The organism is Noviherbaspirillum sp. (assembly GCF_036563305.1).
In the GTDB taxonomy this organism is placed as follows: Bacteria; Pseudomonadota; Gammaproteobacteria; order Burkholderiales; family Burkholderiaceae_D; genus Noviherbaspirillum.
Genome location: NZ_DATCMQ010000005.1, coordinates 92,154 through 115,296, shown reverse-complemented (window position 1 = coordinate 115,296; position 23,143 = coordinate 92,154). Strand labels below are relative to the sequence as shown.

Sequence of the window (23,143 nt, the reverse complement as noted above, 5' to 3'; positions counted from 1 at the left end):
TGCTCTCTTATTTGTTGCCGGCCGGCTGGCCTTTGGCAGCCGGCTTTTCTTCCGCCTTCGCGGCCGGCTGCGCGGCGGGTTGAGCAGCCGGTGCGGCGGCCTGGCCGTTTCCGGCGGCGGCCTGCTTCCAGGGCACCGCGCGCACGGTGGCGCCCGGCTGGGCCTTCTGGAAGCCTTCGACGATCACCTGCTCGCCGGCCTTCAGGCCCTCGCTGACCACCCATTTGTCGCCAATTGCGGATTCCGCCTTGACCGGCCGCGCGGCCACCTTGTTGTCGGCGCCGACCACCATCACGATCGCGCCGTTAGGCTGGCGCTGCACCGCCTGCTGCGGCACGGTGATCGCGTTCTCGCGCACCGCCTGCTCGACCCGCGCGCGGACGTACATGCCGGGGAGGAGGAAGCGGTCGGGATTGGGCACCAGCGCGCGCAGCGTAATGGCGCCGGTGCTGGGATCGACGGTCTGGTCGGAGAACAGCAGCTTGCCGGCATGCGGATAGGGCTCGCCGTCTTCCATGACGATGGTGACCCTGGCCTCGTCCTTGCCGGTCTTCTGCAACTGGCCGCTGCGCATCGCGCGCTGGAGGCGCAGGGCCTCCGAAGCCGACTGCGTCACGTTGACGTAGATGGGGTCAAGCTGCTGGATGGTGGCGAGCGGCGTGGCGGCGCCCTGGCCGACCAGCGCGCCTTCCGTCACCAGCGCGCGTCCGACGCGGCCGGAGATCGGTGCGTTGACGGTGGCGTAGCCGAGATTGAGGCGCGCGGTTTCGAGCGATGCCTTGGCCGCCTGGACGTCTGCCGCCGCCTGCTTCTGCGCGGCCTGGGCGTCATCGTATTCCTGCTTGCTGACGGCATTGGTCTCCACCAGCGGCTTGTAGCGCTGTGCGCGCAGCGTCGCCTGCGTCAGGTTGGCCTCGGCACGGGCCACCGCGGCCTGGGCGCTGTTGACCGTCGCCTGGTAGGGCGCCGGATCGATGCGGAACAGGACTTCGCCCGCCTTGACTTCGCTGCCTTCCCGGAACACGCGCTTGAGGACGATGCCGGGGACCCGCGCCCGCACTTCTGCGACGCGGGTCGCTTCCAGCCGGCCGGGCAGTTCGTTGGTCAGGGTCAACCGCTCGGGCGAGGCGGTGACGACCGAGACTTCCGGCGGAGGCATGCCCCCGGGCGCCTGGGCATGGGCGCTCGCGATCTGGTCGCCGCAGCCCGACAGATTCAGCAGCGCCACGAGGATCGCCGCAAGCGGTGTGTATCGAATAAGAGCTGTCATGGGGTTTCCGGGGGAAAAAGTGGAATAAGTTACTGCAGATTGCCGGATTGTGCAGGTTCTCTGTGACCGGAGATCGCGCACCCCGCATTCTGCCGGGCCGGTGTATTATACATACGATCCTGAATGTATGTCAGGCGCATCCCGCGCCTCGCGCGGACCGGGAGCAGGCCATGGTAAGGAAAACGAAGGAAGAAGCACTAGAGACCCGGAATCATCTTCTCGATGCGGCAGAGCAGGTGTTTCATCGTGCAGGCTATGCGCGCACCACCCTGGAGGCGGTTGCCGAAGCCGCCGGCCTGACCCGGGGCGCGATCTACTGGCATTTCAAGAACAAGAGCGACCTGTTCAACGCGATGTGCGAGCGCGTGCGCCTGCCGATGGAAGAGCTGGCGGCTGCGGGCGCCGCCGACGGCAGTGGCGACCCGCTCGGCCACCTGCGCAAGGTTTGCGTGTATTTCCTGGTGCATGCAGTGCACGACGTCCACCTGCGCAAGGTGGTCGACATCCTGTTCTTCAAGTGCGAATTCGTTGACCCGGAGGATCCGGTCTACGTGCGGCAGCAAGAAGCATTCCTCCGCGGCCGGGGGCGGATTGCGGCGATGATGCAGCAGGCGGTGGACAAGGGACAGCTCGCGGACGACCTCGATGTCGAGATGGCGGCAGTCATGTTCCATGCGGGAATTGACGGTGCATTAAGGAACTGGCTTTTCGCCGCGGAGTCATTCAATCTGGCCGGCGAAGCGGAGCGGCTGGTCGACGCCTGTCTCGACGCGGTGCGTTACGCGCCCAGCCTCAGGAAAAAACATTAAGCAAGAAACGGCGGAGGTGAGGATGGTGAACCTGAAAAAATACCTGGGCGCCGTGGCCGGCGTACTCGTCGCGGGATATCTGCCGGGGCAGGCGGCGGCCCAGGTCCCGACCCGGCTGGAAGCCTGCGCCGCGCTGCCCGATGACCGGGAGCGGCTTGCCTGCTATGACCGTCTTGCGCGCGGTGCGCCCGTGCCCGAGCAGGAGCAGGCCGCCCAGGCCCTGTCGCCCGAGCCGGACCAGGCGGCGCTGGACCAGGCCGCTGCCGAGGGAACGGAGACCTCCTTCCTGTCGCGCTACTGGGAGCTGCAACCGGCCGACAAGCGTGGCATCTTCCATTTCCGGCCGCACCGGGACAACTACCTGATCGCCACCTATAACGATTCTCCCAACGTCGAACCCTACCGTCCGTTCCGCGCGCTCGCCGACGGCGGCGGGCTGTCGAACGCGGAGCTGGCCTTCCAGATCGGCTTCAAGCTGAAGCTGGCGGAGAACCCGGCCAACCTGCCGGTGGACCTGTGGTTCGGCTATACGCAGCGCAGTTTCTGGCAGGCCGACAACCGCGAGGCCTCGAGTCCGTTCCGCGAGACCAACTACCAGCCGGAGGTCATGGCGGTGGTGCCGCTCAACCTCGACCTGCTCGGGGTGAAGCTGCGCTTCGTGAATCTGGGCTTTGTCCATGAATCCAACGGCCAGGGTTCGGGACTGTCGCGCAGCTGGAACCGCAGCTACATCCAGGCGGGTTTCGAACGCGGCGAATACACGCTGCTGGCGCGTGCCTGGAAGCGCGTCAACGAAAGCGCGGACGAGGATGACAATCCCGACATCGAGGATTACCTGGGCCATGGCGACCTGGTCGGGACCTGGCGGCGCGACGGCCACGAGGTGTCGCTGCTGACCCGCTACAACTTCGGTACCGACAAGGGGGCGCTGCAGGTGGGCTGGGCCTTCCCGCTGGCGCCGCGCCTGAAAGGCTACGTCCAGTACTTCACCGGCTACGGCCACACCCTGATCGACTACAACGCCTACCAGCGGGTGTTCGGCTTGGGCGTGCTGGTCACCTACTGATCGTCAGCTACTGATCGTCGCCGCCGGCCTCGGCGCCGTCCTCACCGGACGAGCCGGGCTTGCCGGTCGACGCTTCGCGGCGTTCACGGGGCGGCTTTTCCGCCGCGGCGCCGGTCGCGTCCAGACCGGACGCCCCGCGCCTGCCGGCCACCGGCGCACCGAAGCGGTCGAAGCGGCGGCTGTAGAACAGGTCCATCCCCGTCACCGCGCCGCCGCGCACCACCACCGTCCAGCGGCGCGACAGCTGGTAGGTCAGCTTGAGCACGCTCTCGGCGCCGGCCAGGCTCTGCTCGTAGCCGATGAACAGGCGGTCGGTGATCTCCTTGCCGAGATTGACCACCTGGCTGTCGGCGAGGCCGAATTCGCTGGCGCCGATCGACAGCTGGTCGAGGCCCAGTCCCTTGGCGACGCGGCCGCCGCCGAACTTGTTGAGCAGGCCGAGCGCCGCGCCCTGTGCCGCCGCCCTGGCCTGACCCTGCTCGGTGCCGCCGCCGCCGCGCCCGAAGATCAGCCATGACAGCTTTTCCTCGTCGGAGACGTTGGGCTCCGACACCAGCTGTACCCGCGGCTGCTGCACCGTCCCCGTGACCTGGACCCCGGCATCGACTTCCTGCTCCCTGCGCATGGCGAGGATGTTGAGATTGGGATTGGCGAGCGGGCCCTGGAAATTGATCACCCCGCGTTCGATGGCCAGCTCGGTGCCGAAGGCTTCGTAGGTGCCCTCCGCCACGCGCACGGTGCCGAAGGCCTGCGGGGTCTCGCCCGGCGCGCTGCGGATGTTCACCGTACCGGCCAGCCGCAGCTCGGCGCCCGAGCCCTCGAAGCGGAAGTTGCGGCCGAGATCGACCGCGACATCGATGCGCGGACTGAGCGGCGACGCCCGGCGCTCGCCCGGCGGCACCTGTTTCTCGGGCGGGGGGCGGTCGCTGCGGATGACGACCACGTCGTCGCCGAGCTTCGGGGCGCTCTTCTCGGGCAGGCTGAACAGCGCGCGGTCGACGGTGAACTTGCCGCTCACCAGCGTCTGGCCGTCGACGGTCGCGGCGCCGGCCTGGCCGGAGACGGTGAGCCGCCCGGTCGGGCTGGCAAGCAGCTGCAGGCGATCGGCAACGATGCTGGCGTTCAGTCCGCTGCCGTCGCCGCCCACGGGGATGCTGCCGGTCGCGCGCAACGTGCCGTCGCCGCCGTGGAATACCACCTCGCGCAGTTCGACCACATTGTTGTCGACGCCGATGCGGGCAACGCCGTCGCTCAGCCGCACGCCCTGGTCGAACAGCGTCAGCGCCAGGCGGTCGCCGTCGATGGTGCCCGTGACCCGGGGATCGCCGATGCTGCCGCCGACGTTGACATCCGCGTTGACGGTGCCGTCGAGTGCGATGCGCGGTCCTGCGAGGGAGGCGATGGTCTGCAGGCGCGGGATACCGGCCCGGATGCGCGCCGACAGCGGCGATTCCGGCCCGAGCGCGACGCGTCCGTCGACCTGCTTCAGCTGCACCCGGCCCTCGGCGTCGAGCTTGCCGATGCGCGCCGCTTCGGCCCGGGCGGTGAATGCGATGCCGTTGCCCTGTCCGTCGGCGCGCAGGGAAAGTGTCCCGATGCCCAGCGGTGTCTCGCCGGCGGCGCCGGGAATCGACACGTCGCCGCTGCGGCGCTCGATGCGCAGGAACCCGGTCGCGCTTTCGGCCAGCGCCAGGTCCCAGCTGCCATCCAGCACCAGGCTGGTGGAAGCCGGCGGCGCGATGCCGGTGAACTGGCGCAGCAGGGCCAGCAGGTGGCCGGTGTCGAGCGCGGAGAAGCGGCCGGCGCTTTGCACCCGGCCGTTGTCCAGCAGCAGGCCCTGCAGTTCGACCTCGGCCCGCGCCAGCGACAGGCGGCTGCTCCCCGCCTCGATGCGGCCCGGGCCGATCGCCAGCGGCAGGGGGGAAGCCAGCGCAACGCGCGGCTCGCTTCGGTTTTCCAGGGTGGTGACGCTGCCATCCCAGACCAGTCCCTGCGGCGTCTCCCGCAGCCGGCCACGCGCGCCCGCGCTGAGCGCCAGCGGCTGGCCGCGCAGGCGACCCTCGGCATCGACGCGGATGGTATGGCTTGCGTAGCTGCCGTCGATGTCGGCGTTCAGGGTGGCGATGGCGATCTCGCCGCTGCGGACGCCGCGCGCCGCCAGGTCCAGGTCGAGCCGGGCGTCGGGGCTGCTGTCCGGCACGCCCTGCACGCTGGCTTCGCCGTCGAGGAAAGCAAGGGTGTGGGCGCCGAAGGCCAGGCTCTCGCCGTGGTAACGCGCGTTGACCTGCGGGCGCTCCAGCGTGCCGGCGGCCTCTCCCGACAGTTGCAGGCGGCCGGCAAGGCCAAAGCCGAGGCGGTCGAGCGCCGGCGCATCGACGTCGAATTTCACGCGGTCGCCCGGCGCGCCGAAACTGCCCTTCAGCAGAATCCGGTTGCCGGCGACCTGCAGGTCGGCATCGCTCGGCAGCAGGCGCTTGCCGGCCAGCCGCAGCCGGCCGCCGCCTTCCATCGGCAATCCGGCGTAGCTGCTGTCGTCGATGTCGAAGCGCAGCTCGGCGCGCAGCGCCGGTCGCAACGCGCCTTCGGCCTCGAAGTCCATGTTGATGCGGGCATCGGGCGCGCCGGACTTGCCCTGCCTGCGACGGTCCTGCGCGCCCCGCTTGTTGCCGGCCGGCGCCTGTACCTGCGCCGCGAAGCGCGCCGGATTGAAATCCTGCAGCTTGCCGCTCGCCGCAAAGGCGCCGCTGGCGCCGCGATCCAGCGTACCGCGCAGGTCGAGGCGGGCGTTGCCGGCTTGCAGCCGGGCCGATTGCACCCGGATCCTGTCGGCGGTCATGTCCGCCTCGGCGCCCACGGCGAGGACGTCATCGGCGAGTTCCAGCCGGACCGACTGGGTGCCGGCCTCCATCTGCAATGACAGCGGGCCGGCGAGCCTGGTCGGCCGCAGGCTGCCGTGCAGCGCGCGCAGATCGAGACCGGAAGCGCGCAGCGTGAATTGGCCGCCGCCGTCGGCGCGCATCTCGCCCCCGCCGGTCAGCGAGCCGTTGCCGGCCAGGCGCAGGACGACGTCGGACAGCTGCTGCCGGCGCGTGTCGAGCCTGACCGTGGCGCTGGCGGCGGCCAGCGGCAGCAATTCCTTGTCGATGGCGCCGGGACGCGCGTTGTCGAGTTCCACCGGTCCGGTCACCACCAGCTGCGACAGGTCGGCCGCCGGTCCCTCCGGCACCAGCGATGCGCGCAGGTCGAGCTGCGCGCGCGGCCAGTCCGGATTGAGCGCCCGCGGGTCGAAATCGTCCACCCGGATCAGCGCCCGCCGCAGCGGCAGCGGCGAGAAGGGCGCCGCGTCGATTTCCGCCTTGCCGCTGAACTCGCCGGCGCCGGCGTCGGCGTCCACCCGCAGCGCTTCCAGGCTGCCGCCCAGGCGTGCGTCGAGCCGGAACGCCTGGTCCTGGTAGCGCCCTTCGAGGCCGATGTTGCCGTCGAGGGGAAAGGGGGCGTCGCCCGCGAGGCGCAGCGTGCCCTGCAGGCTGCCGAACGGGGTATCGAGCTGTTGCAGGCGCAGGCTGTGGCGCACCCGGTCGGAGGCGGCCTGCAGGCGGAGGTTGCGGTAGCGTGTTTCACCGCCTTCGGCGTGCAGCACCAGCTCGCGCAGGACCGCATCGCGCACCTCCAGCGCCAGCGGCAGACGCAGCGAACGCGGCATGGTCGCGGGTTCGGACGGTGTCGGCTGGCGGGTGACGTCGACCGTCCCGATGCGCAGCGATTCGATCGTCAGCGACAGCGGCGACAGCGACAGCCGCCAGGCGCCGTCGATGCTGTCGACGGACAGCAGTTGCGTCTCGTCCTGGTAGCGCAGCGCGCGCAGCCGCAGTCCGTCGGCGACGGTGCCGCCGGCCACCTCGCCGCTCAGTTGTCCGGGGGCGAAGCGCACCGCCGCCCGCCACAGCGTCCTGGCGCCGGCCTCGGTGTGCAACGCCGCGTGGATTGCCGCGGCCAGCAGCAGGACCAGCAGCGCGAGCACCGCCACGGTCCAGGCGAGCGCGCCGCCGCGCGACGGACGGAACAGGTGCAGGGGCGGGGAAAGGCGGGCGCGCATCGGTTCCTGGTCCTCAGAAGGCGACGCCGAGCGAAAGATGCGGCCGCAGGCGGTTTTCCTGGAACCCGTAGGCGAGGTCGACGTTTACCCGGCCCACCGGGCTGCGCCAGCGCGCGCCGATGCCGACCGCATGGAACAGCGAACGATCCTGCCAGCGGTCCGTGGCGAGGCCGACGTCGTAGAACAGCGCGCCGCCCCATTGATCGTCGAGCCAGTGCACGTATTCCGCGCCGCCGGTGGCGAGGTAGCGGACCGGGTAGACGGTGTCGCCGCTGCGGTTGCCGATGCTCTGGAAGCCGTAGCCGCGGACCGATTCGGTTCCGCCGGCGCGGAACAGCAGCGATGCCGGCACCGAGGAATTGCCTCCTTGCGTAACCACCGCGCCCAGCTCCGCGCGCAGGATCACCAGGTCGCGCCGGCCGACCGGCAGGAACTCCCGCAGGCGGCCATAGGCGCGGACGAAGGTCTGGTCGGTGAGCAGGCCCTTGAGCGCCACCCCGGCCTGCACCGTCACGATGCGGCCCTTGCGCGGATAGAGCTGGCTGTCCACCTGCCGCCGCGTGCGGGAGAAACCCAGCACCAGTGCCTGGTGCGTGCCGGGGCGGACCAGTACGTCGGCGGGGAGTGCGGTGCCGTCGATCTGGGTCAGGGCATCGCTGAAGTACTCGATGCTGTACGCGGTGTCGCGGCGCTCGGTGCTGCGCGCCCGTCGCAGCCCGATCCGGCGGCTGCGCAGGTCGATGCCTTCCAGCGTGGTGCGCTCCACGGTTCCCGCCAGGCTGTGCACCCATGCCCCGGGCGCTGGCGGCATCGACAGCTCGAGGCGCCCGTATTGCCGGCGCTGCTCCAGCCGCGCCTGCGCGTCGAACACCCACGCCCGGCCGAACATGTTGTTGTGGGTGTAGAGGCCGTCCAGGTGTACGCCGGTATCGGTGGTGTAGCCGCCGCCGGCACGGATGCGCTGCTCGGGGAATTCCGTGACCCGCACCCGCACCGGCGCGGCGGCGGCGGACTCGGGCGCGGGGTCGATGTCGATGATGGCATTGCTGTAGTAAGGCGTGCGCAGCACCTGGCGCTGGAATTCCAGCAAGCGGTCGGCGCTGTATTCCTCCCCGGGGCGCAAGGGATTGACGTTGCTGACGATGCTCTCGGGATAGCGCCGGCTGCCGCTGACGTCGACCTGGCCGAGACGGAACAGCGGTCCGCTGTCGTAGTCGACCGCCAGTTCGGCCTGCTGGCGGTCGGCGACCACGCGCGCCTCGGAGCGGGCGATGCGCGCGGCCGGATAGCGTTGCCGCTGCAGCACCTGCAGGCCGCGCTGCTTGGCGGCTTCCCAGGCCTCCTGCCGGAACGGATCGCCGGCCCGCAGCGGCCATTCGTCCACCACTTCCCGCGCCTGTTCCGGAGAACGCTCCCGGGCGGCGCCGTTGACGGTGATGCCGGCAGCCGAGATGCGGGTACGGGGACCGGCATCGACGGTCACGCGCACCAGGGGCAAGGCATCGGTGCGGTCGACGGTGACCTGCGTCTTCGGCGTGAAGTACCCCTCCGTCGACGCCAGTTGCTCCACCTGCTCGGGCGCGGTGGCGACCATGAAGTTGAGCTGCTCGGCGTCGATGTCCTCCCGCTCGCGATAGCGCATCAGGTCGAGGAATTCATTCAGGAGGCCGCGCAGCGCATCCGGCGCCTCCAGTTCCACCCGGTAGCGTTCGGCGGCGGCGCCCTCGGCTGCCGCGAGCAGGCCGCCGCCCGCAAGCAGCATCGCCAGCAGGCGGACGGCGAGGCGCCGCCGGATTCCGGAAAAATGATCGCCGCTCAAAGATCCTCCGGTGTCCCGGTCGGTGCCCGCATTGCCGTTCCTCTCACACTCATCCGCGCCGTCCGGCCTGGCTGCCGCGACGCGAAGCCGAGATCTTGCCACAGCCTTGCGGCGGGGCAGGCCGATGTCCGCCGCTTCCGGTGCCGGCGGCCATTAGTGGTCGAGCCGGCGCGGCGTGCCGGGCTGGCGATTGTCATTGCGATCCAGGCGGTCTTCCAGTTCGCCGAGATAGGCCGCGAGCGTGTTGTTGGCGTCGTCGAGCGCGGCGCGCATCGTGGCTTCGAGCTGGTCGATCCGGCTCACCAGGGCGCGGGTGTTCTCCGTGTCGCGCGCGGCGATCGCCTGCATCTCGCCTTCGAGGTAGGCGCGCAGCTCGGTGAAGCGGGACGCTTCGGCCTGGTCGGCCAGCGCGCGCTGCGACTGCAGCTCGCGTGCGTGGCGCCGGGCATCGAGCAGTACCGAGGTCTGCAGGTAGACGATGAAGCTGAGGAAGACCAGCGCCAGCAGCGTGAGCAGGCCCAGCATCACCATGCCGAGCGGCGCCTGGAAGTCGGCGAAACCGACCGACAGCATCGAAGGCGCGAGGAAGGTTTCCCAGTTGAGGGCGGTGAATGCGACGATGGCGGCGAGCGCCAGCAGCAGGAGGAGTGTCCGTATCTTCATGCTCGGCTTTCAGTTGGGCTACAGGACGGCGCGGCGCGAAGTGCCACCGCAAGGAATGACCTCGCCGCGCAGGCCCGGTTCCGTTTTTGCAATTACGAGAGGAACTGCGTCAAGGAATTGCAGGCGGGAATTGCGGCTGCTCACGGAATCAGGCGCAGTCCGGGCGGCAGCGAGTCGCCGAGCAGGCCCTGCTCGGTCGCCGCGTCGAGCGCCGCCACCTCGCGCACCATCGCGGCCCATGCCGGCGGAAGGCCGGGCGCGGCGAGCCGCGCCAGCAGTTGCTGGCGCACCGCGCCGGGAAGGTCGCGGACCCGGTCGCCGGTCATGCGGCCGATATGGGCAGCGGCGAAACCGGCGGCCTGCATCCGCTTCCAGTCGAGCGCGAGCAGCCGGTCCAGCCAGCGCGCGGCGTCTTCGGGCGGCACCACGTCATGGGCACTGCCGTGGAACGGCTGGCGTGCGCCGATGCGGGCCAGGCACCAGAGCACGAGCGCGTCCACGGGGGTGTCCGCGGCGGGCGTCAGCAGGCCGAGCAGCCAGTCGCCGATCTCGACCTTGTAGGCGGCGGGAACGCGCTCCAGCGCGCCCGCCAGGCGCAGCATGTCCTCGCGGTTGCCGTCGACCAGCCGCGCCGGGCGGGGGCCGCGCTCCGCCTCTTCGGCGACGTTGAAGCCGAAGTCTTCCAGCAGGCGCAGCTGCGCGTCGCGGTCGAGGCCGCCGGCCGCGCGCCGCCACATGGTCCACCATTCGCTCGCCACCTGGCTGTCCTTGCCGTACTGCGCGCCGGTCTCGAACAGGGGCCACAGCCGGCCGATGCGCCAGCCGTCGACCGGATGGCCGAAACCCGGCCGCAGGCAATAGCCCACCAGGTTGAACCAGGCCTTCTCATGGTCTGCCGAGCGACGGCGGCCACGCGCCCGTTGCAGCAACGCATCGCACAGGTGGCGCAGCAGCGGCGTGGTCCAGCGCTCGCGGTCGCCGAGCAGGCGCTCGAGCTGCGACCTGAGCTGGCGTACTTCCTTGGGCGTGGTTTTCTGTGCCCGGCTGCCGAAGATGCGGTCGATCTGCGCGACCGCGTCCGGCGTGCGCGCGGGAAGGCTGGCTGACGAAGCGGCATCGGCGCCCGGACTGCCGGTATCGCCGGCGGCTTCGTCGCCCGCTTCCGCGGCCGCCTGATCGGCAGATCCGCTGCCTGCGGCGCGCAGCTGGAACTCCAGCAGCCATCGCCGCGCAGGATCGTCGATGCCGACGCAGTGCATCTCCAGTGTGCCGACCTCGGTCAGCATGCTCGCCAGCTGCACCCGCACCTCTTTCGCCGTGCCGGCGCGTTCCGGCTGCAGCACGGTGGCGATCGGCGGCAGGGGGGTGAAGTCGCCGTTGGCAAGGTCGACCAGCGCGCCCGGCGGCGGCGGGCTGCCCTCGTCGGCGGTGCTGGTGAAGAGGTGGAAGCGGACCGGCTGCCCCAGCCGCAAGCCGAAGCTGCGATCGGCGAGCAGCTGTTCCTTTCCGGGCTCGCTGCCCCGCGGCAGCACGCAGACCGCGCCATGGTGCCGGCCGCCGCTGTCCGCCAGTGCGAGGAAATAGCTGCGGGCCGAGCCGCCGCCAATGCGCGGCGCGCGGCCGCGGCGCGCGAGCGTGTATGCGACCGCGCCACGGGCGACGGCGATGTCCGGGTCGGCGTTGTGCAACAGCCGCAAGGGCGCGCCGCGCCAGGCGGCAAGGGTCTGCTGCAGGCGGGCGGCGATCGCCGGCGCGCGAAACACGCCGCCGTTCAGCAGCAGGGTGTCGGGCACGGCCGGCATGTCCGGGGCTACCCCGAGCGCCTCGCGCGCGGCAGCCGCATGCTGGGCGAGGAAGGCGGCAAGATGACGGGTCACGCCGGGATCGCTGGCATAGGGCAGCCCGAATTCGACGATGCCCGCGCGGCGCTGGGCCGGCCGGTCCGCGAGGGAGGCGAGCGGAAAGAAGCCGTCGACGATGCTGCGTTCGACCTCCTCGCGGCCGAGTTCGACGGTGGTCGTGCCGCCGACCAGCCGGGAGCCGGCGCCGAGCAGGGTGACCGCCGCAGCGTCCGGCGCTCCCCATGCCAGCAACTGCTCCTTCGCCGCCCGGCAGCGCTCCACCAGTTGCGAGAGCCGGGCCGGGGACAGGGCTTGCCCGGCGTTCGCTCCCGCGCGCATGCGCTGCTCCGCCAGATGGGCCAGCACGAGGTCCATGTTGTCGCCGCCCAGCATCAGGTGCTTGCCGACCCCGATCCGGGTGAGCTGCGGCGTGCCGTCCGCCAGGCTCACGCGGATCAGGCTGAGGTCGGTGGTGCCGCCGCCGACGTCGCACACCAGCACGAGGCGCGCATCGCCGAGCTGCGTCGCGAGCGAAGCGCGCTCGCGGTGCAGCCAGTCGTAGAAGGCGGCCTGCGGTTCTTCCAGCAGGCGCACGCCGCCCAGTCCGGCGTCGCGCGCCGCCTGCAGCGTCAGCGCCCTGGCGCCCTCGTCGAAGGAGGCAGGCACGGTCAGCACCAGCTCCTGCTGTTCCAGCGGGGCATCGGGAAAGCGCCAGTTCCAGGCGTCGCGCACGTAGGCCAGGTAACTTGCGCTGGCTTCCACTGGCGAAACCTTTTCCACGTCCGGCCCCGCGCCCCACGGCAGGATAGGCGCCAGCCGGTCCACCGCGGCGTGCGACAGCCAGCTTTTCGCGCTGGCGACCAGTCGTCCCGGCACCTGCGCACCGAGGCGACGCGCCAGCAGGCCGATCACCGCCTGTCCGTCGCCGCCGCTGCGCCAGGGTAGTTGCAGCGCGCCGGGCGCCAGCTCGCCGACTGCCGGGTGAAAGCGCAACGACGGCAGCAGCGGCGCCGGCTTGACCTCGCCCGGCGCCACCAGTTGCTCGATCTCGAACAGCCGGATCTCGTCGCTTTCCGCCTCGGCATAGGCGACCACGGTGTGGGTGGTGCCGAGGTCGATGCCGACCGCGTATCGTTTCATCGCATCAGGACTCGCCCTGGCCGCGTACGTCGAACTCCACCTTCCAGCGCTCGCCGCCGGCCAGCGGCGTGGCCGACAGCTCGAGCGTGCCGGCCTCGGTGACGGCCGCATGCAGCCTTACCTGCACCACTTCACCCGGCTGCCTTCCTTCCGCGGGCAGGGTCGCCTGTATCTCGTCGAGTTCCTGCAGCTCATCCGGCTGCCAGGCCTCGAGCACGTCGCCGAGACGGTCCTGGCGGCGCGTGGTGGAGCCGAAGAAACGGAAATGCACCGGCTCGCCCACCACCAGTCCGAATTCCTGCGTCTGCAATTCGGCATCCGTGCCTTCCTCCATGCCGAACGGCGCCACGCACAGGGCCTGTACCGGAGGCTCGAACCCGGGAATGGCCGGCATCGCCGATTCGACCGCGACGTAGAACGCGCGCGCGGTGCCGCCGCGGATGCGCACCCCGGTGCCCTGGCGCACGTAGCCGTAGTAGGCCGCGCCCCGGGCCACCGCAAGGTCGAGGTCGGCGCCCTGCAGCAGGCGTGCCGGGGCGGCGTTCTCGGAGGACAGCCAGCCGTTCACCGTGTCCAGCATGCGCTGGGCCAGCATCGCGGACTTGAACACGCCGCCGTTGAACATGATGGCGGTCGGGTGCAGGAAGCTGCCGGTGGCCTGTACGCCGAGTTCCGACAGGGCGCCGGCCTGGCGGCCGAGGAAGGCGGCCAGGTGCCGGCTCACGGCGGCGTCCTGTGCGAATGGCAGGCCGAGCTGGGTCAGCGCGGCGCGGGTGCGGGTGGCGGGGCGGGCGCTCGCGTCGACCTGCGGGAAGAAGCCCTCGAGGATGACCGCGCCGACTTCGTCGCGGGTCAGCTCGGTGCGGATCGAACCGCCGATCAGCCGGGAACCGCGGCTCGGCACCACTAGCGGCACGTTCTCGACGCCGGCATCGGACAGCAGGGTCTCCTTCGCGGAACGGCAGGCGTAGGTCAACGCGCGCATCTGCCATGGATCGAGCGTGGACCCGTTTGCCGCCAGCTTGCGCGCGACGACATGCGCCAGCGTCAGGTCCATGTTGTCGCCGCCCAGCAGGATATGGTCGCCGACGGCCACCCGGTGCAGCTCCAGGTTGCCCTCGCGCTCGACCACGGCAATCAGCGAAAAGTCGCTCGTGCCGCCGCCGACGTCGATCACCAGGATCACGTCGCCCGGCTTCACGTCCTTGCGCCAGCGGCCCTGGCTGGCCTGTATCCAGTGATAGAGCGCGGCCTGCGGTTCCTCCAGCAGGGTGAGCGAGGCAAAGCCGGCGATCCGCGCCGCCTCGGCCGTCAGCTCGCGCGCGGCGGGGTCGAAGGAGGCCGGAATGGTGACGGTGACATCCTGGTCGGCGAAAGGCGCGTCCGGGTGGGCGTGGTCCCATGCCGCGCGCAGGTGCTCCAGGTAGCGTACCGACGCCTGCAACGGCGACACGCGTGCCACTTCGGGCGGTGCGTCCGCCGGCAGGATCGCCGCGCGGCGGTCGACGGCGGGGTGGCAAAGCCAGCTCTTGGCGCTCGAGACAAGACGGATCGGCGTGCCCGCGCCGCGGCTGCGCGCGAGCTCGCCAACGATGTCCGGCTGCTCGCCGCTCCATGGCAGGCTGCGTTCGCCTGCCGCAAGCTCGTCGGCATGCGGCAGGTACAGGAAGGACGGCAGGAGCGGCAACGCCTCGACTGCACCCGGCGCCGTCAGCTGCGGCACCGGCAGGATGCCGTGCACGGTGCGGTCGCCGTCGGCGGCGCCGAGTTCAGTCCAGGCAAGCGCCGAATGGGTGGTGCCGAGGTCGATGCCGATCGCATAGCGGGCGGTGCTCATAGTTCCACCTCGGCCGGCGCCACCACGCTCGCATCATGGGCCTCGGCCAGTTTCGGCAGCCGCACTTCGGACGCCCGCCAGCCGCGATGCGTCAGGCTGCCCTTGAACGGCGGGCCGCCAACCACGTTGCCCGTCAGGTGCACGGCCGCGGCGTCGAAGCCTTCGTCCAGTACCACGCGGCTGCCTTCGCTTTCCGCGCGCACCGGTTCGATCGTGAAGTGCTCGCGCAGCACCTTGCGGCAGCCTTCGTGCACGACGCGCGCGGCGGCGCCGATTTCCTGGTCGGAATAGGCGGAGAGGTCTTCCATCGCGAAATCGATCAGGCGCGCATCCCGCTGCAGCAGGCCCAGCAGTTGCAGCGCGGCGTCGGGCGCCGCCTCCTTCAAGACGGGAGGCGCAGGCTTCGGCGCCTCCGGTGCCGTTGCGGCGGGCGCGGCAGCCGCCGCGCCGTGCCGGTCGATGCGGTCCACCTCGCGGGCGAACTCGCCGTCAGAAAAGCTGCGGAAGAAGGCGCCGAAGGCGATGGAGATCCTGCGCATGAATGACGGCTTCGCGTCGTTCTCCGCGGCGGTCTTCGGTTCGTTCATGGTTTTGCTCCTCAATGTTTACCTGTTGCAAGTCCGGCAGGCCGACCGGTATCTGATGCGCGGGTGAAAGCGAGGTTCACCGGCGGCGGGGCGCGCAGTTTACCAGCCCCGCGGCGAAGGATCAGGAAGGCCGCAGGCGGGGCAGGCAGGAAAATACTGTATGCCCATACCGTCCTTTCTGTAGAATTTCCGCTTGCGCCGGCCCAACTGCCCAGCATCCGCGAATCAGTCCGCCGGCGTCTTGAGGAAAACTATCGATGGTGCATTTTCTGCATACGGCCGACTGGCAGATCGGCAGCCGTTTCGGCCAGTTCAGCGCAGAGGAGGCGGCGCTGCTGGGCGAGGCCCGTTTCGAGGCCGTCGAGAAGATCGCGGCCCTGGCCACGGAGCGGCAGGTGCAGGCGGTGCTGGTGGCGGGCGACGTATTCGACCAGCAGACTGTCTCCGACCGCGTGATCCGCAGGCTGTTCGGCGCGCTTGCCGGCTACGCCGGAACCTGGGTCATGATTCCGGGCAATCATGACGCGGGGCTGGCCGAAAGCGTCTGGACCCGCGCCGCCGCACTCGATTGCGTTCCATCCAATGTGCATGTCTGCCTGAAGCCCATGGTGGTCGAGGTCGGCGATTGCGCCGTGCTCGCGGCGCCCCTCGCCCAGCGCCACACGATGGACGACGTCACCGCCGTATTCGACGACATGGCGACCGCCCCCGGCATCGTGCGCGTCGGCCTGTCTCATGGATGCGTGGCCGAGCGCCTGCCGGAAGGCATCGAGGCGACCAATCCGATTGCCGCCGACCGGTGCGCGCGCGCCGGCCTGGACTATCTTGCGCTGGGCGACTGGCACGGCATGTTTCAGATCGACGACCGGACCTGGTATTCGGGCACGCCGGAGACCGACCGCTTCACCAACAACGCGTCGGGCATGCTGCTCGAGGTGCGCATCGCCGCGCCCGGCAGCGTGCCGGAAGTGACCCCCCATCGCAGCAGCAAGTACACCTGGCAGCGCTGGGATGAGACCCTGGCCGTGGCCAGCGACGTCGATGTGCTGGCCGGACGGCTCGCCAGCCTCGGGGCGAGGGACGTGCTGATGCTGAAAGCGGACGGCGGCGTCGACCTTGCCGGACACCGCGCGCTCGAACAGGCGATCGAGACCGCGGCCGCCCGCGTGCGGGCGCTGCGGCATGACCTGTCCGGACTGCGCTTCCTGCCGACCGACGCCGATCTTGCCGCGCTCGGTGCGCGCGGCGGCTATCTCGCCGGTGCGGTGGAACGTTTGCGCGCCGAGCAGGAGATACCCGCGGAGCGCGCCGCGGCAACCGAAGCGCTGCTGCTGCTGGCGCGCTTCCAGCAGGCGCTGGGGGCACGGCAATGAAGCTGCGGCGCATCGTCATCGAGGATTTCCGCAAGTTCAGCGGCCAGCTGGTGATCGACGGCCTGCAGGACGGCATCAACATCTTCACCGGCCCCAACGAGGCGGGCAAGACCAGCATCGCCACCGCCATCCGCACCGTTTTCCTCGAGCGATATCGTTCCTCGGTCCTGTCGCACGTCGTTCCCTGGCAGTCGCCGGCCGCGCGTCCGCAGGTGCTGGTGGAGTTCGAGACCGGCGGCCGCAGTTATCGCCTGCGCAAGCGCTTCATCAAGGGACAGGAGTGCGAGCTGCTGGTCGATGACGGACGCGAGAAGTACAGCGGCGACGGCGCCGAGGAGATGCTGTCGGCGCTGCTGCGCTTCTCGATGCCGGGACGCGGCGCCTCGACCGCCCAGCACGGCGGCATTCCCGGGCTGCTGTGGATCACGCAGGGCCAGGGACATGAGCTTGCCGGCCCTGCCGCCCACGCCGGGACACACCTGCGGCAGGCATTGGGGGAACTGGCGGGCGGCAAGGTGGAGCAGGGCGAAGACGTGCTGATCGCCGCCGTGCAGAAGGAACTGCACAAGCTGCTCACGCCGCGCACCGGCCAGCCGACCGGCGATTATGCGGAGGCCGATGCCGCGCTGAAGGCCGCGCGCGAGCGCCTGCAGCAGTTGCAGAAGACCCAGGACGCGTTCGCCGCCGACGTCGAGCGGCTGGCGCGGCTGCAGGCCGAGTCCGACGAGGTCGGCCGGCGCAGGCCTTGGGAAGCGCTGGCCGCACGTGCCGAAGAAGCGCGCCGCCGGTTCGCCGCGCTGCGCGAGGCGCGCGACCGGCTGGCCCAGCTCGACAGCTTGCGCGAGGCGATTGCGGAACGCATCCTGCTGCTGCAGGAGCGCGAGCAGCAGGCGCAGCAGGAACTCGCCGCCATGCAGGCGCTGGAAGCCAACCGGGCAGCCGCGCAGCAGTCCGGGGAGGCGGTGCACGCCCGCTGGCTAGAGGTCCGGCAATCCGAGGAAGCCGCCGCCGGCGCGCTGGAGCGGGCGCGTCGGGCGCTGCAGGCCGCGGCCGCCGCGGAGCAGGCACAGCAGTTGCGCGAGCAGGCGGCGCTTGAACAGGAACAGCTGGCGCGCCTGCAGCAGGCACTGCAGGCGGCGCAGTCCCTGCGCGAGCAGGCCGCCGCCTGCCGAACGGCGCTGGAGACGACACGCATCGACGTCGCCCTGCTGCGCAGGCTGCGCGCACTCGACGCCGAGATTGCCAGCCTGCAGGCAAAGGCCGAGGCGGCCGGCACCCGCATCGCCTTCCGGCTCGCTCCGGGCAGCGCGGTGGTGCTCGATGGCGCTGCCTTGTCAGGCACCGGACAGGTGCTGCTCGAGGGCGAGGCGGTACTGGCCGTGCGGGACGTCGGTGAATTCCGCCTGATTCCCGGGACGTCCGCGGCGAGTGAAATTGCGGCCACCCTTCGCGAGCGCCAGGCGCAACGGGAAACCTTGCTGCTTCAACTCGGCGTTTCCGGCCTGGCGGATGGCGAGGCGCGCCTGGCCGAGCACGAGGCGCAGCAGAAGGAACTGGAAAGCCTGGAGAAGCAGCTGAAGATTCACGCGCCGTCAGGACTGCAGGCGTTGGGCGACGCAATCGGCCAGGGCCAGGCCAGGCTGCAGGCGCTGCAGGTGCGGCTGGACGGGTTGCCCGCCGCCGGCGGCGCCAGCGGCGTCGACGAGGCGCGCGCGGCGGCAGGCCAGGCGGAAGCCCGTTTCCAGGCCTGCCAGCAGCAGTCCCGCCAGCTGCATGATGAACACCTGATGCTGGCTGCGCGTGCCGCCTCGCTCGGGGATGAGCTTGCGGGGCGCCGTTCCCGGATCGAGGGTGCGGAAGGGCAGGCCAGGCGCGCCGACGCGCAGCGCGCATTGGTCGAGGCGGCCGCGCAGGAAGAGAAGCTGGCGGTGCAGGCGCGGCAGTTGCGGGCGGAGGTGGACACGCTTGCCGCCGACGTCGACGACGACGAAGCCGACAGCCTGATGCGCGCCGCCGCCAACCAGCGCGAGGCCCACGCCAGGCTGCAAAACGAGATCGTCGCGCTGCGGACGCGGCTGGAACAGGTCGGCGCCAGCGGCCTGGGCGAACAGCTCGCGGAGGCCGCCGCGCAGGCCGAGCAGCTCGGGCGGCGTCACGCCGAAATCGCGTTGCGCGCGAGCGGGCTGGCGAAGCTGCATGCGGTTCTGGTCGAGGAACGGGACAAGGCCGTGCAGAAGCTGCAGGCACCGCTGCTGGCGCGCATGGAACATTACTTCCGCAAGCTGTTTCCGCAGGCGGAACTCGCGCTCGGCGAACAGCTGACCCTGAGCAGCCTGGTACGAGAAGGCGCGGCCGCCGAGCCGGAGCAGCTCAGTTTCGGCACCCAGGAACAGATCGGCCTGCTCGGCCGTTTCGCCTATGCCGACCTGCTGAAGGAGGCCGGCATGCCGACCCTGCTGATTCTCGACGACGCGGTGGTTCACACCGATGCGGAACGGCGCGCGCGCTTGAAGCGCGCGTTGCGCGACGCCGCACGCCGGCATCAGGTGCTGGTATTCACCTGTCATCCTGAAGATTGGGACGACATGCCGGAGGCGCCGCGCGACCTGCGGATGCTGACGGCCGGCTAGCGGGCAGCCGGCGAGGCGGGCAGGGCGACGGAGGTGGCCGGCTGCCTGGACAAGCGCCGCTCACGCATCCCGCAGCAGGCCCTGTTCGTTCAGGATGGCGTAGACGATTTCCGGATTCCGTTCCAGGCAGCGGCGTACGGCGGCGGGCACAGCCTGCCGCGTCTTGCGGCAGAGTCCCGGCTGCTCGTCGAGGGTGATGCTGATGCCGCGCACCGTGCGCACTTCACTGCTTCCCGGCGCCACGCGCAGCACGATGCCGAGCTGTTCATGCATGCGGGCGGCAAGATGGCGGAGTTCGGCGAGGCTGCGCAGCCCTTCGATGCGCGCGACCAGCTTTTTCTCCTCCTCCTTCGTCAGCAGCAGGATCCGCAGGGCATGCGCCGGGGCGTCCGCCAGCTGCTCGCGCGCGCAGGTGCAGGCGCCCGGAGGGCATTCCTTGCGGATCGGCGGCTGGTGCATTGGCGTCTTCGGGTGTCGGCTGGAAAACAGCGAGTATAGCGAGGCCGCGCAGGAATGGAATGGCATGGCACCCAGACTTGCCGCGTCGGTCGCGTCCCGGTGTCTTCGGCGCCGGACTGCGCCGGCATCCGCCGGTGAATCCTTGCCTTGCGCGCCCGGCAAGAGGTTCGACGCAGCCCCGTCTTTTCACCGAGCCGGGCCTCAGACCACGAGGTCCGTCGCCCGGCTGATCGGGCCAACCCCTTCTGACATGCCTTTGATCCCCCCGCATCGGCCTGCCGCGCGGCCCGCTTCAACGTCGCCGGCGCTGCCTTCACGCTAGCGCGGCATGTCCGCGACAGCTCATTTCATTTCGTTCCAGCCGTTGCCATTGGGCAGTCTTGGTTGCCGGCATTTCCCGACCGGTACCGAGGCGCGCGGCGCGGCCCCGGTACAGGCGCAGGAATTCGTTGCCGCGGATGCCAGCGACTAGCGCCAGCGCAAATTCGAGAACTTCCCGTACGCCGGCCCATCGGATCGGAACCGCCCACGCATTCCAACCGGAGTCCGCATGAAGACCAAGCCCTTTCCGCAGGCGTCCTTCACCGTGCGCCGCAATACCCTCCGCCTGTGCGCCGCCGCCGCCGTCGCATCGATTGCACCGCGCACCTGGGCCCAGAAAGCCGGGCCGAAGCTCGACGTGCCCTATGTGCCGACGCCGCAGGAGGTGGTCGACCGCATGCTGGAGATCGCGAACGTCCGGAAGAGCGACCTGGTCTATGACCTCGGCTGCGGCGACGGCCGGATGGTGGTGACGGCCGCGCGGAAATACGGCGCACGCGGCATCGGCATCGACATCGACCCGCAACGCATCGCCGAGGCACGCGCGAATGCGGCGAAGGCGAAGGTGACCGACAAGGTCAAGTTCAATGTCGGCAACCTGTTCAAGACCGATCTTTCCGATGCCTCCGTGGTCACGCTGTACCTGCTCAACAGCATCAACCGCGAACTGCGCCCGCAACTCTGGCGGCAACTGAAAGTCGGCACGCGGGTCGTGTCGCACGCCTTCGACATGGGCGACGAGTGGCCGCCGGAAAAAACCGAAACCGTCGCGGGCAGCACCATTTACTACTGGACGATCACCGAGGCGCAGAAGCGCGCGATCGCGTAACACACCGGCAGGCAATGCCGCGGCGCTGCATCCCGGACGCCATGTCGTCCGCACCTTGACGTCGCTCAGTTCTTGGCGCGACGTCCCGGCGTTCCCGCCGTATCCCTGTCATCGTAAACGCCCGCATCAGGCATGCCCGGTTGCCTTCCGGCTGCCGGACATGCCCTTCCACCTGAGATGAACCACGATATCTATCGGACCTACCTGGACGCCGCGGCATGGTGCACACCGGCGCGCAGTGCGATGCTTGCCGCGATCCAGACATGGCGGCCCTTCGGCGATGCCCTGCCCGGATCGGATGCGGCTGCTGCTGCGCTGGAGCTGCTGGCGTCGCTGCAGGTGAGCGGCGACGCGCCGCCGTTCGTGCTCGGCGGCGCGCCCGCAGCTGACGGCGACTTTTCTGCGGTGCGCCAGGAAGTCGTGCTGCGCCTGCCGTTCTGCAACCTGGTCCGCTTCCGCCGCCAGCAAGACTTGCCACGCCCGAAGATTCTGCTCGTCGCGCCGCTGTCGGGACACCATGCATCGCGACTGCGCGACACCGTCGGCGCATTGCTCGGTGGGCATGACGTCTTCGTGACCGACTGGCGCAATGCCCGCGACGTCCCGGTCGCCGCGGGCCGCTTCGATATCGACGACTACCTGGAGTACCTGCTTGTCTTCCTGCGCGAGATCGGCCCCGGCGTCCATCTCGCCGGGATCTGCCAGTCGTGCCCTCCGGTCCTGGCGGCCGCCGCCCTGCTGGCGGAGGACGGCGACCCCGCTACGCCGCGCAGCCTGATACTGATGTGTGGGCCGGTCGATCCGCGCATCAACGCGACGTTCACCGGGCTGGCCGCGCGTGCTGCTCCGCTGGCTTTGTTCGAACAGGCGATGACGGCGACGATTCCGGGGGAATTTGCCGGGGCGGGACGACGCGTTGCACCGGGCTTTCTCCAGGCCGCGTGCCTTCTCGGTGCGGATGCGCCGGGCCGCATGGCCGCGCTGCTGCAGACCTGTGCCGGCCTGGGCGTCCTGGACCGGGCAGGGCTGGAAGAAGCAAGGCGCTGCTACCAGGATGAACTGTCCCTGGTCGACCTGCCGGCCGAGTTTTACCTGTCGACGATCGACCGGGTGTTCCGGCAGGCGGCGCTGCCGCGGGGTCGCTTTTCGTGGCGCGGCAGGCCGGTGCGCCTGGCAGCGATCCGGGACACCGCGCTGATGACCATCGAAGGCGCGGACGACGCAATCTGCGGGGCCGGCCAGACGCACGCGGCGCATGCCCTGTGCGCCGGCATTTCCGATGCGCTGCGCGTCTGCCATACAGAACCTGCCACCGGCCACGCTGCCCTGTTTTCCGGTGCGCGCTGGCGCTCCGGCGTCCATCCGGCGGTACGCGCATTCGTTGCAGCGCAGGAGCGCCGCATGTCCGGTGGCTGCGCGGCCTCGCCCGGTGTGCGAACATGCGCCCAGGAAAACGAGATGCTACGCCCATGAGCTTGAAGGAAGACGCAGGAAAGCTGCAGCAGTGGTTGCAGGGCAGGGGGCCGGTCGTGGTGGTCACGGGTGCCGGCCTCAGTACCGCCTCCGGCATTCCGGATTACCGGGACGCGCACGGCGTGCGGCGCGGGCGGATGCCGGTGCAAGGGCCCGAATTCCGCGCCGATGCATCCGTGCGCAAGCGCTACTGGGCGCGCAGCATGGTCGGCTGGCGCCTGCTCGGGACGGCGCAGCCCAATCCCGGGCATCTCGCCCTTGCCGCACTGGAAGCCAGTGGCATCGTGCCTGGCGTGGTCACCCAGAACGTCGATGGATTGCATTTCGCCGCAGGCAGTCGCCAGGTGGTCGAGCTGCACGGCTCGATCCGTGTCGTCCGCTGCACGACGTGTGGAGGGCGGCTGGAGCGCAGTCGTATGCAAGCGCTGCTGGAGGCCGTCAATCCGTTCTGGTCCGCGCACGCTGCAGCGCCGGCGCCGGACGGCGACGCGCTGCTCGAACCGGCCGACCTGTCCACCTTCACGGTTCCCGGATGCGCGCATTGCGGTGGCGTGCTGCAGCCGGATGTGGTGTTCTTCGGCGACGGCGTGCCGCCCGAGTGCAAGCAACGGGCGCACGCGCTGCTGCAGCAGGCCGGCGCAATGCTGGTGGTGGGTTCGTCGCTGATGGTGCATTCCGCCTACCGCCTGTGCATGCTGGCTGCCGAACAGGGCAAGCCGCTTGCCGCCGTCAACCTCGGCATCACCCGTGCCGATCATCTGTTCTCGCTCACGCTGGCCGCGCGGTCCGAGGAAATCCTGCCCGCGCTTGCGGAACAGCTCGGGTTGTCCGGCGCGCGCCAGGACAACCCGCTCGCACACGCGGGATGACGTGGACGCGACGGGCGCGGCGGATACGTCCGTGCCCTGGTGCAAGTCCGCCGCCGCCGGG

At 70.3% G+C, this 23,143-nt stretch carries 15 protein-coding genes; 7 read left to right on the top strand and 8 right to left on the bottom strand.

Features of this window, described 5'->3' with window-relative positions; translation table 11 throughout:
- Nucleotides 1-7 precede the first annotated feature (7 nt).
- Nucleotides 8-1,270: an efflux RND transporter periplasmic adaptor subunit gene (locus VIM12_RS03280; protein WP_331940187.1), complete on the bottom strand. Its 1,263-nt coding sequence runs from the start codon at nucleotides 1,268-1,270 to the stop codon at nucleotides 8-10.
- 170 nt (nucleotides 1,271-1,440) lie between these two features.
- Between VIM12_RS03280 and VIM12_RS03275 the strand changes: the two genes are divergently transcribed.
- Nucleotides 1,441-2,079, top strand: coding sequence for a TetR family transcriptional regulator (locus VIM12_RS03275; protein WP_331940186.1), 639 nt, complete (start codon nucleotides 1,441-1,443; stop codon nucleotides 2,077-2,079).
- 22 nt (nucleotides 2,080-2,101) lie between these two features.
- On the top strand, nucleotides 2,102-3,145 hold the full coding sequence (locus VIM12_RS03270) for a phospholipase A (RefSeq protein WP_331940185.1): 1,044 nt from the start codon (nucleotides 2,102-2,104) through the stop codon (nucleotides 3,143-3,145).
- A gap of 7 nt (nucleotides 3,146-3,152) precedes the next feature.
- Here the strand turns inward: VIM12_RS03270 and VIM12_RS03265 are convergent, their stop codons facing one another.
- The 6 genes from VIM12_RS03265 to VIM12_RS03240 all read right to left on the bottom strand — a co-directional run bounded on the left by VIM12_RS03265 (nucleotide 3,153) and on the right by VIM12_RS03240 (nucleotide 15,128).
- Nucleotides 3,153-7,241 (bottom strand): translocation/assembly module TamB domain-containing protein, encoded by a 4,089-nt coding sequence (locus VIM12_RS03265; RefSeq protein WP_331940184.1) that lies wholly within the window; start codon nucleotides 7,239-7,241, stop codon nucleotides 3,153-3,155.
- Nucleotides 7,242-7,254: 13 nt separating this feature from the next.
- Complete coding sequence (locus tag VIM12_RS03260; protein ID WP_331940183.1) at nucleotides 7,255-9,060, bottom strand: autotransporter assembly complex family protein; 1,806 nt, start codon at nucleotides 9,058-9,060, stop codon at nucleotides 7,255-7,257.
- Nucleotides 9,061-9,213: 153 nt separating this feature from the next.
- Nucleotides 9,214-9,723, bottom strand: coding sequence for a LapA family protein (locus VIM12_RS03255; RefSeq protein WP_331940182.1), 510 nt, complete (start codon nucleotides 9,721-9,723; stop codon nucleotides 9,214-9,216).
- 140 nt (nucleotides 9,724-9,863) lie between these two features.
- Complete coding sequence (locus VIM12_RS03250) at nucleotides 9,864-12,704, bottom strand: Hsp70 family protein (protein WP_331940181.1); 2,841 nt, start codon at nucleotides 12,702-12,704, stop codon at nucleotides 9,864-9,866.
- Between the two features lie 4 nt (nucleotides 12,705-12,708).
- Nucleotides 12,709-14,541, bottom strand: a complete 1,833-nt coding sequence (locus VIM12_RS03245; protein ID WP_331940180.1) for an Hsp70 family protein — start codon at nucleotides 14,539-14,541, stop codon at nucleotides 12,709-12,711.
- On the bottom strand, nucleotides 14,538-15,128 hold the full coding sequence (locus VIM12_RS03240) for a DUF2760 domain-containing protein (RefSeq protein WP_331940179.1): 591 nt from the start codon (nucleotides 15,126-15,128) through the stop codon (nucleotides 14,538-14,540). Before VIM12_RS03240 ends, VIM12_RS03245 begins: the two co-directional genes overlap by 4 nt.
- A gap of 257 nt (nucleotides 15,129-15,385) precedes the next feature.
- Here VIM12_RS03240 and VIM12_RS03235 point away from each other — a divergent pair, with 257 nt between their 5' ends.
- Complete coding sequence (locus VIM12_RS03235) at nucleotides 15,386-16,501, top strand: DNA repair exonuclease (protein ID WP_331940178.1); 1,116 nt, start codon at nucleotides 15,386-15,388, stop codon at nucleotides 16,499-16,501.
- Nucleotides 16,498-19,131, top strand: a complete 2,634-nt coding sequence (locus VIM12_RS03230; protein ID WP_331940177.1) for an AAA family ATPase — start codon at nucleotides 16,498-16,500, stop codon at nucleotides 19,129-19,131. Before VIM12_RS03235 ends, VIM12_RS03230 begins: the two co-directional genes overlap by 4 nt.
- Before the next feature lie 60 nt (nucleotides 19,132-19,191).
- Here the strand turns inward: VIM12_RS03230 and VIM12_RS03225 are convergent, their stop codons facing one another.
- Complete coding sequence (locus VIM12_RS03225; protein WP_331940176.1) at nucleotides 19,192-19,590, bottom strand: hypothetical protein; 399 nt, start codon at nucleotides 19,588-19,590, stop codon at nucleotides 19,192-19,194.
- Nucleotides 19,591-20,140: 550 nt separating this feature from the next.
- Between VIM12_RS03225 and VIM12_RS03220 the strand changes: the two genes are divergently transcribed.
- From VIM12_RS03220 to VIM12_RS03210, 3 genes are all read left to right on the top strand, one after another.
- The gene (locus VIM12_RS03220) at nucleotides 20,141-20,740 is read left to right on the top strand and encodes a class I SAM-dependent methyltransferase (protein WP_331940175.1); all 600 of its coding nucleotides are present in this window, start codon (nucleotides 20,141-20,143) and stop codon (nucleotides 20,738-20,740) included.
- A 177-nt stretch (nucleotides 20,741-20,917) separates the two neighbouring features.
- Nucleotides 20,918-22,213: a polyhydroxyalkanoate depolymerase gene (phaZ, locus tag VIM12_RS03215; RefSeq protein ID WP_331940174.1), complete on the top strand. Its 1,296-nt coding sequence runs from the start codon at nucleotides 20,918-20,920 to the stop codon at nucleotides 22,211-22,213.
- Entirely contained in the window at nucleotides 22,210-23,082 is an 873-nt protein-coding gene (locus tag VIM12_RS03210) for an NAD-dependent protein deacetylase (protein WP_331940173.1), read from the top strand. The genes phaZ and VIM12_RS03210 overlap by 4 nt, the downstream gene beginning before the upstream one ends.
- The last annotated feature ends 61 nt before the right edge of the window (nucleotides 23,083-23,143 follow it).